Origin of the sequence: Prosthecobacter sp., assembly GCF_044222345.1 — a bacterium.
Taxonomy (GTDB): domain Bacteria; phylum Verrucomicrobiota; class Verrucomicrobiia; order Verrucomicrobiales; family Verrucomicrobiaceae; genus Prosthecobacter.
The window spans coordinates 1-11721 of the sequence record NZ_JBGANL010000092.1; the positions used below are offsets into that span (position 1 = coordinate 1).

Annotated in this window: 9 protein-coding genes and 1 pseudogene; 1 reads left to right on the forward strand and 9 read right to left on the reverse strand. The window is 57.5% G+C overall.

The annotated features are described in order from the left end of the window. The coding region (locus ACILSL_RS25600) for a glycoside hydrolase family 15 protein (protein ID WP_395734917.1) at positions 1–1277 on the forward strand (1277 nt) is incomplete at its 5' end. A gap of 204 nt (positions 1278–1481) precedes the next feature. Here ACILSL_RS25600 and ACILSL_RS25605 read toward each other — a convergent pair. The 9 genes and pseudogenes from ACILSL_RS25605 to ACILSL_RS25645 form a co-directional block, all read right to left on the reverse strand. Further along, on the reverse strand, positions 1482–1811 hold the full coding sequence (locus tag ACILSL_RS25605; RefSeq protein ID WP_395734918.1) for a hypothetical protein: 330 nt from the start codon (positions 1809–1811) through the stop codon (positions 1482–1484). Positions 1812–2044: 233 nt separating this feature from the next. Then, the gene (locus tag ACILSL_RS25610; protein ID WP_395734919.1) at positions 2045–2608 is read right to left on the reverse strand and encodes a heme-binding beta-barrel domain-containing protein; all 564 of its coding nucleotides are present in this window, start codon (positions 2606–2608) and stop codon (positions 2045–2047) included. A 166-nt stretch (positions 2609–2774) separates the two neighbouring features. After that, positions 2775–2924: pseudogene (locus tag ACILSL_RS25615) on the reverse strand (SAM-dependent DNA methyltransferase); the annotation flags it as partial. Positions 2925–3091: 167 nt separating this feature from the next. Continuing rightward, positions 3092–3481 carry a hypothetical protein gene (locus tag ACILSL_RS25620; RefSeq protein ID WP_395734920.1) on the reverse strand — a complete coding sequence of 130 codons (390 nt, stop codon included), beginning with the start codon at positions 3479–3481 and terminating at the stop codon, positions 3092–3094. Positions 3482–4111: 630 nt separating this feature from the next. Continuing rightward, on the reverse strand, positions 4112–5170 hold the full coding sequence (locus ACILSL_RS25625; RefSeq protein ID WP_395734921.1) for an HNH endonuclease: 1059 nt from the start codon (positions 5168–5170) through the stop codon (positions 4112–4114). Further along, on the reverse strand, positions 5170–6951 hold the full coding sequence (locus ACILSL_RS25630) for a restriction system-associated AAA family ATPase (RefSeq protein ID WP_395734922.1): 1782 nt from the start codon (positions 6949–6951) through the stop codon (positions 5170–5172). Before ACILSL_RS25630 ends, ACILSL_RS25625 begins: the two co-directional genes overlap by 1 nt. Next, complete coding sequence (locus ACILSL_RS25635; protein ID WP_395734923.1) at positions 6948–8501, reverse strand: restriction endonuclease subunit S; 1554 nt, start codon at positions 8499–8501, stop codon at positions 6948–6950. Before ACILSL_RS25635 ends, ACILSL_RS25630 begins: the two co-directional genes overlap by 4 nt. After that, complete coding sequence (locus ACILSL_RS25640) at positions 8498–10204, reverse strand: N-6 DNA methylase (protein ID WP_395734924.1); 1707 nt, start codon at positions 10202–10204, stop codon at positions 8498–8500. The genes ACILSL_RS25635 and ACILSL_RS25640 overlap by 4 nt, the downstream gene beginning before the upstream one ends. A gap of 15 nt (positions 10205–10219) precedes the next feature. Continuing rightward, a partial coding sequence (locus tag ACILSL_RS25645; protein WP_395734925.1) for a type I restriction-modification enzyme R subunit C-terminal domain-containing protein occupies positions 10220–11721 on the reverse strand: 1502 nt, incomplete at its 5' end.

An 11721-nucleotide genomic window follows, 5' to 3' on the forward strand; every position in this document is an offset into this window, starting at 1 on the left:
CTGAGAAAACGTACTTTGCGCTCACCTGGGGCCTGGGCATCGAAGACGATCTCGCCAAGGTCAGTCACGAGTTCCTCGACCAGACGACCCGCTACTGGCGCATGTGGGTGAAACATTGCTCGATTCCCGTGCTGCATCAAGAAGAAGTCATTCGGTCCGCGCTCGCGCTCAAACTCCATTGTTATGAAGACACGGGCGCCATCCTGGCCGCCTTGACCACCAGCCTCCCGGAAGAGCCGGGCGGCCCGCGCAATTGGGACTATCGATATTGCTGGCTGCGTGACGCCTATTTTTCCCTGACCGCCTTCCACAATCTCGGGCACTTCGAGGAGATGGAAGGGTTTCTCAAGTTCCTGCTCAACATCGCTTATACGCATGAACATTCGCGGGAGCGACTCGCGCCCGTGTATACGCTCAGCCAGGATCTCCCGCTGCCGGAAACCGAACACCGGAACTGGGCCGGCTTCTGCGGCAGCGCGCCCGTGCGCAATCACAATCAGGCCGCCGAACATATTCAAAACGATGTCTACGGCGAACTGGTCCTCGCGTTGACCCCGATCTTCTCCGACAATCGTTTCTACGATCTGCGAACCAAAGATCAGGAACAACTCGTCGCCAACCTCGCCCGACTCTGCGACCGCACTATCGCCCAGCCGGATGCGGGGCTGTGGGAAATTCGCAACGGCTGGCAGGAGCATTCGTTTTCGAATCTGATGTGCTGGGCGGGGCTCGACCGGGCCCATCGCATGCACAAGGCGGGCTGTCTTCCTTCGTTGACGCTCGACCTCGATGCGGCGCGCACGCGCGCCGCACAGGCGCTCTTGAACGCGACCAAAGACGGGTCCCTCCGCAACGGGCCCAAGGACGACACCTACGATGCCTCGCTGGCGCAGGCCGCGATCCTTGGCTTTCCCAACCGCGACGTGTGCGAAGCCACGATGCAGAGCATCGCGCGCGCGCTGGCCGTGCAAGCCGGCGGGAAGGAAACCGGCTTCTACTTCCGCTACCTGCGCACCGACGATTTCGGCCGGCCGCAATCCAGCTTTGTCATCTGTTCCTTCTGGGTCGTCCAGGGACTCGCGCGGCTCGGACGAATGGCTGAAGCGCAGCAGATCATGGCGCAGGTGCTCACGGGCGCAAACCATCTGGGGCTCTTCTCAGAACATTTCGTCCCCGAAACCCGCACCCAGCTCGGAAACTTTCCTCAAGCCTATTCCCATGTCGGCCTGATCAATGCCGCCTTCGCCGTCAGTCCCTCCTGGACCACGGTACTCTGATCCGTCCAATCGGCACCAGCCCATCGCTGCAAAGAGATCCCCACCACACGACGGGAACCCGGCAGGCATCGACGATCTTCGCGCACCGACGCGGATCGTCCCGCGTACCGGATATCTGCCACTCTGTGAGGAACGATTGATCGGGAGGGGTGGCTCACCCCGGAGCCCATGACGCGACTCCGGGGCGAAAGCCGCAGCGGATCGCTATTGAGCGGGAGCCACGACGCGAATCGTGCCCGGCTCGATCTGCATGCCGCCCGGTGCGGCCGAGCGCATACGCGCGTTGTAGCTAATGACAATGGGTCGGTCGAAACAGAGACTGGCGCTCTCATTCGGATCCAGCTCCGTGAGTTCCCGCGGACTTCCGAACAGATTAGTGAAACCCCGTTGGCAGGACAACATCTCCGACTTCAGGCCGGGAATATCGATCAGGGCCGCCAACGTACGATGGTTGGCCCACCGCACCTCATCGCCCACATGCACCGTCAGCTCGGCTGGCGCCAGATGGGTCTCCAGCTTGATCTCGTGAATCACCGCCGTCCTGGTGGTCGGCGGCAGCCCCGCGCAACCGGTCGCTAAGACGATTCCTGCTAGTGCAACCCCTGATCTCCACATCCTGCACCTCCTTATGCAATGTGTGTCTGCCGATCGCTCCCGCCTGCGGCAGGCCGACACACAACGTGACCATGAACGTACTACGTAGCGTAGCCTCAGGTCACTATACCAGGGCGTGTGGAGTAGAAGCCAACCAGGTTGCGACGACAGAATTATCTGACGCGCGTTACTCGATTCGTGTCGGTGTGGTGGAAGAGATCGCTCCGGCCCTTCATCTTCAGCTGCGTGTCTTCGTGATAACTGAAGCTGTCGGGGCCGTGCAGGGTCACCGTGAGTTCATACCGGACGGTCTTGAACTCGCGATCCAGAAACTTGTTCGAGCAGATGCCATACGTATCCGATCCGGCATCCGCCGAAATCTGAAACGACGTGGCATCTGGTTCCACAGTACCACCGGCCAGCACCGTGACTCCCCGCGGCACAATGAAACAACGGAGCACCTGCTTCGCCGCCGCATCCCACAGCCAGTAGCCGGTTTCTTCATGAAACGGCGCCCCATCGCTCAACCGCCAGGCCACGGTCGCATAACGAAGGCCATAGAGCTGTTGTTCATGATTGTTGACCGGACCGAACGGCTCGAAGGTCAACCGTTCACGATAGGCATTCTGTTCCGTGCCTCGATCATCGGAAGGCGCCACATCGGCGCCCTTATCGCCTTCCCACACACCGGCCAGCGCCGCCAACGGACCGAGATACTTCAACAGATCGTCACCCATGTCATCGTTCCTCCCTGTCGTTGAATATCGCCGCCAGGAGAGTGCCTGACGGACCAGACCGGAGGCTCTTGTACCAGAAGTCGGGAGAGCGACTCAAATTGAAACAAACCGAAGGCTGTCGAGGGGAACGATTGGCGCGCGAAGGCAGCGGAACGTGGACTTCACTCTACTTTCTCTGCAGTCCGGTGGCAACATCCCTGAACGACGCCAAGGCTGCCTCCAGATGCTCAATAATCTCCTGCTGCAACACATCTGGGGGCGGGAGGTCATCGAGATTGTCCAGACTATCATCCTTGAGCCAGAAGATATCCAATGAATATCGTAGGTGCAGATCCCACGCGATTTATGGAACCATCTTGTGATGCCAATGCGTTTGAGTCCGATCCGTCATACACAAATAGATATTGCGTCCGAAAAATCGTCACTGTTAATACTCAAAGTGCGTTGTGACTACCTGGACGGACTGCTCACGGGTGTCCTCGTTTACTCCTGTTCCAGAGGAAGTTCGGCGGTCATGAGCGCGCGCAGTCGGCCCAGCGCTTGCGCCACGATGCGGCCCTGCTCCTCGATGTTGACGATGATCTCGTCCGGCGTGCGCTGATCCACCATGGTGACTGCGTTCGGATTGACGGCCTTCAGATCGAACACGGCCGCATCAATGGCGGCGGCTTGTGACTCCAGGTCGCGGGCAGCCTTGTCTTTCTCACGGATCTGCGCGTCGAGCCCGTTCAGAACCTCGTCGGCCGCCTTGTCCTTTTTGAAGCGCTTCAGCCGCTCCTTCAGGTCCACCACCTCGGCCTTGAGCTTACCTGCACCGTCGAGCAAGGGCTGCATCTCATCGCGGGCCTTGGCGCGGCGCGCGGCGAAGTCCACCGTCCACGAATAGCGGCTGGCGGCCTCGATGGTGCCACGCCCTGCAAGATGTCCGCCTCGTTCATACTCATTTACGCGCTCACGACTCTGGATCGCGAATACCTAACCACTCTAGCCTCACTCCTCTCGCTCTCTACCTGCTGCCGTGGATCGCGCGTTTTCATGTCCCACCAGCGTTTTGGCTCAGCCTCTTGGCTCAAGCCTCGACGCTGAGCCAAACAGAGAATGTTGTATTGACAATGGTTTAGGCGAAACAATCTGACCGTTTGGCACATTGGCTTGGCTCAAATATTATCGATAGGCCTCGTTTTGAGCCAAGTTACGGCAGACGGTACCGAGTGCCGCTTCGCACCCCTTCCGGATGAAGCCTGCCTTCGAGTTGCTCAAAGCGACGGCGAATGCGTGAGCGCGACCGTCCACTCTGGGAGAACCGGACCTCCGCAATGGACCCCAGGGGGGAACCTCCCCACATGCGAGAGAATTGGACAGCTGCATCAACGGTGGGAATGTCGGGCAAGAAAAAGCGCCCGGAGATGAATCCGGGCCCTCGGGATTGGTGGCGGATGGTTAACCGAATGCTGACTGGCTTCCCGAGCTGATGAGCACTGCTGTGGTTTACTCCGGGAGTTCTCACAGAACGCCGATCTGCTGGCAGGCCTCGAGAAACGGCTTTCTGAGGAAATTGCAGTCAGCGTACGGTCGGCTATGCGCTTGTTGGGCTTGCATAGTCAGAATGTCGACTGGCTGCTTGTCATAAGCCTGGCATTCCTCTAGAACTTGCGTCAGCCAGTACTTGCCGTCGTTCTCACCGCAGAGTTTGGCTGTGTAGCGCTCTTCAATGCCGTACACGTCCTTCCAGGTGTCGAGTTCTTCAGCCAGCGCCGCAGGACCGAATTGCATCGTGATGTCAGCAGGCATCAACTTATCGATGTCCGCGTGCTGCAAGGTAACCTGTATTTGAATGGTATGGCCCGCTGCGGCGTACGGATTGAATGCCTTGCGCCGCCCAGCCGGATTGTGAGCTGGGTCCTTGCTGAGCTTATAGGTGCTGTTGCACTCGTGGCAGGCGGGCGCCAAATTGCGAAAATTGATCGAGTTGAATGGGTACAGCGCCTTGGGCAGGTAATGATCGTAGGCCTCCCGTTTGCTGTGATGCGTACCCTTGATATCGCCGATGCCGCAAAACGGGCATTTTCCCGCCTTGTTGGTGGATACAAAGGTCTGATAGTGATCATCGATGTCACCGATCTTGGTTCGCAGGGCAGCAAGGCCCAGCAGCGACTGTGAGTACAAGCCTTTGAAGAAGACGGCAAGTTGCTCGCCAAGGTCTTTATAGACAGCGGCGATGTCGGTGTACCGGACGAGATGTGCACTAGGGTCATTGGCGCATACCTTCTCCAGATCGTTATTGCCCTGATACCACTGCTGAAACTGGTTGATCTGAGTGGCAGTCAGTGCCGAAAACGAACCGTAGATTCGCTCCACATGACCATAAAAGAAATATGCACCTTGCGTGTCGGAGTAATAGAAAGCTTCCATCACTTCGCGCAACTCCACGTTGGCGTCGAATAGGTGTAGATCAAACGGTCCGCTTGCCGGCGCCTTACACCATACCTCATGAAAGATGAAATCGATGAATCCCTGCATCTTTTCCATCTGGTGCGGCACGTAGGTGTACGGAAACAGCATCAGCCCCGCGCCTCCCCATTGCTTGGCTGATCGCCGTCAAGGATGGCCCTGATCAGCAGCACTTTTTCCACCGAGTCGCCGAGTTGCTGGTGGATTTCCGTGATCAATGCTTCCTTGTCTTCGGCGCCCTGTTCGAAGCGCGCCCGCAATGCCTCCAACAGGGCCTGCGCATAACCGCCGATGGTTTCGCGCTTGCCGAAGGTGTTCATGGTGATCTTGTTGATCGAAGCGCCCAGCGTGTTGTAGTCCGGGTGGCTGATGCTGACAGCGCCGGTGGTATTGTCCTTGGCAAACACCAGCACCTTGCCTGGCTTGCTGTCCGAGATCAGGAAAGGCGTGTGGGTGGTGATCAGCATTTCCTGCGCGAACTCACCATTACCCGGCAGGCACTGGCGCAAGCGGGTGATGAAGTTGGCGCGCCAGTCCGGGTTGAAGTGCGTCTCGGGCTCGTCGAGCAGGAACAGGCTGTTGGTGTTGCGGAACAACAGGAACAAACCGAGGCTGTGCAGCAATTGATGCTCGCCGTCCGACAACTCCTTGAGCATCATCGGCGTGGCCACGCCCTGCTTGGAAAAGCGCACAAACTTGAAACGCATGATGCGCTGATCGGATGCCAGGGTCGGCACTGTCTCGCTGACATAGTGGCTGGTCGAGGTGTATAGATCAGCCTTGAGCGCATCGCTGACCGAATATAGATTCAGTGTCAGCAGGACTTGCAGTGCCTGGAACAGGGATAACGCGGAACCGTCGAAATTGTCGCGAAAGGCATCTTTCGTCCGTTCATTGACCCAATAGTCCAGGATCAGCGTATCGGTGGCCTCGTCATGGAAATGCAGGGTGGCGCAACGCTTGAGCTTTTCGATGATGGACGTGCGCTCATCGCCTTCCAGCCCATGCAGCAACTTGAGGCGGTAGTCGCCAGTCTCCGGGTCAAGGCCTATGGCGGCGTTGTCTGCAAAGTAGCCCTCCTGCGTATAACCGGGCAGGACGTAATCGCCGGAAGAAAAAGCCTCTGCTTGTTGACGTGTCAGCGGGATGCTTCGGCGGATAAGGATGCGAAATTCCTTGAGTTCCTCGATGCCGACATCTTCCCGAAAGGGTTGAAGGGTTGCCTCATCCTGAAACAGCAGGTTGCACAGCAGAATGGCTTGGCTGAACCCGCCATCCAGGTAGGCCAGTCGAGCGTCGGGGCGACCGGGATAAGGAAGCTGTTTGGCCAGTGCTGTCCAGTATTCGTCGAACTGCACAAAACGCAGCTTGAAGAAGGGCAAGCTGAGTATTTCGTTCTCGCCCGACGAATAGCCCAGCACGTATTGAGGCAGCAGGATATCGGCGTGACCGCCATTGAACACCTCATACACATCGGTGTCGAAGTCGCTCTGGTTTTCCCACAGAAAGCGCACGGATTCGCCGGGATTTTTCCACACGCCTACTTTCGTCCACTCCGGGCTGTCGGGGCCACGGTACTCAGCGGGTATGCGAATCAGGTAATCCAGCTCAAACGCAACCGGCGAAAAATCCTGACCAGTGTTTTGCAACACCTCGGGCAGAAAGCTGCGGCGCACGCGTAGGATCTCCAGCTGAAAGAAGATCGCCGCCAGTGCTTCGAGCAGATTGGACTTGCCGCTGCCATTCGGCCCGGCGCAGACGAAGGGCGCAAAGCCGTCGGGCTGAGCCAGTTCATCCTGCAGGCTCCATTCAGTGCGGAAGTGATGCTCAAAACCACAGGGCAGGCTGCGAAAGCCTGCCGGGTCGGTGATCTTGAGGCGCAGCAGTTTCATGCCTGCTCAGCCTTGAGTTCGATGCGGTTGCCAGCGTCGTCAAACGCCTGCGCAAGTCGGCCAGCGGCCAGTGCCTCGAACACCCAGGCTTTGATATGTTCGTAGTCGTTCGCGCCCAGTTCGAAATCGTTGTCCGGGTGCAGTTCCGCCAGCCGCGTTTGCGCCGCTGCCATGAAATGCTGCACCGAAAATGGCGTGCTGCCCAGTTGACCGCGATAGGCATCCAGCCATTGGACGAGTACATCCATGCGCGTCTCAGTACTTTCCAGTGCTGCCAGCAAGTTGGCGGTGTCAGGCAAATGGATTACTAGGCTTTGTTCGGCGGGTGTGTGCAAAGGTTCTACTGCCACGGTTTCTTCTTCCTCAGCTTGTATGCCCGGCATGGGCACGCGCGACAAATCCAGTTCACCTTTGAAGGCCTGCTGGCTCAACGCACCATATAAGGATTCAAAATCAGTAAGGCTCTGTTGGTAGCGGGATTTAATGCCTTCTATTTTTTCTACGACGACAGCGAATTGATTCTGGAGCTCAAAGGGCGGCTTGATCATCGTGATCTTCTCGAAATCACCTTTCGTCAGAATCTTCTTCATTCCCTTCGTGGCGTGGCTCTGTATGTAGGCCCGAGACAACTTAAACAAACCATACAAATACAGGGGGTTCACATCTTTGCCGGGCTGGATGGCATTGATCTGCTGATTGAAGGACACCGTCCTGTTCGTCAGCGCTGCACGCCCAATCGATTCGACGCTGCCTGCGATACAGGCCACGAGCAAGGCACCGGCAGTAACTGTTCTCGCCTTTCTCGCACCAACCTCCGAAAGGTGCTCGGTGGCAGGCGTGACGAAAACAGCATCACCCGTGATGTTGTCCGTCTTGATCCACTCGATGAAATCGCCATCGTAATTTGCAGGCTCATTTCTGGGTGGCGTATTGCCGGTCGAAATCTTGCCGAAGGCTTTCAGCTCAGGTTTGTCCCACCCCTTCTCATTCCGCACCGGGTCGCCAAACATCTCCAGAAACACGCTCTTGAGCAGGTCATCGAGTTGTTGCAGATGGTGTTTGCGCTGGGCGATCAGCCCTTCCACTTTACCGAGCAGATTGGCAATGCGGATTTGGTCGTCGAGAGGCGGGAGCGGCATTTCGTGTGCCCAGAATGATTTCATCTTCATTCGTGGCATCTTTGCCCCATCTACTTGCGCACTTGCCCAGGAGACGAACTCAGGGGATCGCAGATAGAAGCACAAAAACTCGCGATTCAGTTCTCCGGGAATTGGCCTAAGCGGGACCAGCTCCGTTGTTGCAATGCCACTACTGTCAGGGCAGATAACTTTATTCAGATATGGGCGTAGTTTTGAGTAGAGAACATTTCCAGTATCAAATACGAACGTAGATGTGCCCGCATCCGAAGCCCGTCCATAACTGCGGCGCCCGATCTTTCCTGATCCAGACTCAATCTGGTCCAGCGTAAGATGCCAGACAGTTTCGTCCGGTGCCGGCTTGGCGGGTGATGCACCGGAAGGTGCGATTTCAGACAGCTTTCGAAATCTCATCCCACCATCCCCTTCAACTCCAGCAACTCGCGCACGATGCCGCTTTGCACCTTGGCGAGTTCCGCTTCATCTACATCACCCACCTCGGCCTGAATCAACCGATCCAGAATCACGCCCGGCGCGTCGTAGTGCACTTCTTCGAAGACATCCTGCTTGTAGCGGGAGAGCGAGAGGTCGTAGTTGTTCTTCTCGTCGGCAATCTCGGCGCGCGGCACCATGAAACATTTCGCTGTGCGGTCGGTATCGGTGGCTGGATTGCGGCCGTGGTACTTGGCGATGATGTCTTGCAGATCGCCGTTGCCGTCCTGCTTGCTGCGTTTGTCGTCCAGTGAATAGCCGTCGGCGGCCATTTCGTAGAACCAGACGTGTTCGGTAGCAGGCTGGGTGACTTTGTCTTTCGGGCCCCAGACCTTGGTAAACAACAGGATGGCGGTGCTGACCCCTGCATAGGGTTTGAACACGCCGCTGGGCATCGTGATCACGGCCTTTAGGTCGCAACGCTCCACCAGCAACTGGCGCAGCGTTCTGAACGCGCCGCCGGAGCCGAACAGCACGCCTTGCGGCACGATCACACAGGCGGTGCCGCCCTTCTTGAGCAGGCGGTAGATGTTCTCGACAAACAGCAGCTCGGTCTTGGTGGTGGCCAGTTGCAGGTGCTCGTTGATGTCGCCCTTGTCGATGCTGCCGGTGAAGGGCGGGTTGGCCATCACGATGTCGTATTCGGCTTCCTCGGTGTAGCTCTTGCTGAGGGTATCCTTGTAGTCGATGTGCGGCTCGTCGATGCCGTGCATCATCAGGTTCATGAGCCCCAGCCGCACCATGGTCTGGTCGATGTCGTAACCCCACAGCGAGCTGGCCAGAATGGCCTGCGCCTTTTCGGTGAGCGCAGCGGCCACCGAGGTGCGGGTGAAGCCGTCTTCATCGGACCTGAGGTCTTGGGCGCCCGCTTTTTTCGCCAGTTCGGTGACGATGTACTGATACGCGCCGAGCAGAAAGCCGCCGGAACCGCAGGCCGGGTCGGCGATCTTGTGGCCCAGTTGCGGCTGCACCAGATCGGCCATCAGCTTGATGATGTGGCGCGGAGTGCGGAACTGGCCGTTCTTGCCGGCGGTGGCGATCTCCGACAGCAGGAACTCGTAGACATCGCCCTGGATGTCCTGAAAGGCCTGACCCTTTTCTTTCGAGTCCCTCTCCATCACTTCGAAGATGTCGTCGATGGTCTTTACCGCCTCCACCAGTAGGGCTGGCTTGGGGATGATGAACACCGCGTTCTTCATGTGGTGGGTGAAGTTGGATTCGGCGCCGTTCAGGTCTTTGAGGAAGGGGAACACCTTGCCCTGCACGTGCTGCAGCATCTCTTCTGCCTGCATGCGCTTGAATTCGCTCCAGCGCAGCGTGCGCTTTTCAATCTGATAGCGCTTTTCAGTTTCTAGCTTCTGAGCCCACTCAGCATCAGTATCCTTTTCTTCTCGCCGTGCTCGATATTCGAGGGGAATCCAGCTGCCGACGAATTTGGAGGTGTAGGCCTCACCCGTCCATTCGGCATCGGCTTGGCGTTTCTGGTCCAGCTCATCAAGTCGCTTCATGAACAGCAGATAGGTAATCTGCTCAATGGCGGTGAGCGGATTGCTGATGCCACCGCTCCAGAATTTATTCCAGAGCTGGTCGATCTTGCTTTTGAGTTCGGGGTTGTTCTGTAGCATGGATTACCTTGACCTTTAGGCGGCCAACCGTTCGGTCAGCTGCAGGATTTCATTGATTTCAAGTGGGCTGAACACGCCACGAATGCCTTGCGGGTGGATGACCGTGAAAGGGGCGTTGATCAGGTCTTTCCTTTCCACCTTTTCGCGCTCGATGATGAAGCCCTTCAACAGATTGAGGAACTCCATCTGCCGACTGCTGAGCGTGGTGTGGGCACGGATGAACCGGTCAAAGGCGGCGCTGACTTCATCCGGGAAGCTTTTGATCACTTCAATGCCCAAGATGTGGCGGATGAACTGGATAAAGCGCGCCTTGCGGTTTTTGTAGACCTGACGCAGCAGGTCTTCGGTGATGTGCGGGTGTTCTTCGTGAAGCAGCTCGGCCAGTTCGTTGGCCTCTTCGACGCTGACCGGGTGTCCGTTCTTGATCTTCTGCAGCACTGGGTTGTGCTCGGTGAGTTCGGTTATCAGGCTCTCCACCATTTCGCGATAGCGCGTGATGCTGACGGCTTCGTGCTGGGGACCGAACTCCACCCACTCTTTCTTGTGCAGATCATCGGCCAGATCGAGGTGGGTTTGTTCCTGGCCAGTGCTTCGTTCGCGGAATTTCATCAGCGGGCCAAGTTTGGCGACCAGTTCGTCGAAGGCATCTTCGTCCGCCTTGGCCCAGTAGTGGTTGGTTTGCGCGGCGCGGATCAGGGCTTCTTCTTGCTTCACGAAGCTGACCGACAGCGGCAACCCGCTGATCTGTTCGACGATCCCTTCCTTGATCGTCTCAGCTTGCTCTTTGTCCTCGCTCAGAACAGCCAGCGAAAACTCCAGCACGTCGCGTTCGAAGCGCATGGCTTTGAAGTCGGCCTCGGACACGGTGCGGAAGAGTGGCTTGATTTCTGCGCGCAGGAACTCAAGGCGCTCATGGTTGAGGCTGATCCAGAAGTTGTCGTCGTTCAGCCGCGCCAATCGGGCAGCGGCTTCCTTGATGACCACCGACTCCTTCGGTAACGCGGCAATCTGAACGCGGAGTTTGGTGATTTCACGTACAGCGATGTCGGCATGGCCGATGCCGTTCGCCTTCTCGATCTTGTCGAGGCGCATGCCTACCAGTCGCACGGGCAGCGGCAACTGGGCTTTCAGCTCCTTACCCTTGGGGTTGAGCTTGAAGTATTCGAAATTGTCCCAGCAGTCGAGGATCAGGAATACATCCTTTTCAATGCACCATGGCTTGGGCTTGCTGGTTTCCAGCAGACGTGTGCCGCGCCCGACCATCTGCCAAAACTTTGTGTACGAATAGACCGGCTTCACGAAGACGAGGTTGACGATCTCTCGCACGTCGATGCCGGTGTCGAGCATGTCCACGCTGATGGCGATGCGAGGCATGTCGTTGTTGGTGAATTGATCGAGCAGCCCACCTTTGCCGTAGACGCGCGGGTCATCCGACACCAGCATCTTTGCAAGTTCACCGTGGTACTGCGGGTAGAGCTTGTCGAAGATTTCTTCCATGCGCCGGGCATGGGACTTGG

What these genes read in the sequence shown, in the direction of transcription:
- ACILSL_RS25630 (WP_395734922.1), bottom strand. Translation starts at nt 6,951, where the DNA reads ATGAAACTGCTGCGCCTCAAGATCACCGACCCGGCAGGCTTTCGCAGC.
- ACILSL_RS25635 (WP_395734923.1), bottom strand. Translation starts at nt 8,501, where the DNA reads ATGAGATTTCGAAAGCTGTCTGAAATCGCACCTTCCGGTGCATCACCC.
- ACILSL_RS25625 (WP_395734921.1), bottom strand. Translation starts at nt 5,170, where the DNA reads ATGCTGTTTCCGTACACCTACGTGCCGCACCAGATGGAAAAGATGCAG.
- ACILSL_RS25640 (WP_395734924.1), bottom strand. Translation starts at nt 10,204, where the DNA reads ATGCTACAGAACAACCCCGAACTCAAAAGCAAGATCGACCAGCTCTGG.
- ACILSL_RS25610 (WP_395734919.1), bottom strand. Translation starts at nt 2,608, where the DNA reads ATGGGTGACGATCTGTTGAAGTATCTCGGTCCGTTGGCGGCGCTGGCC.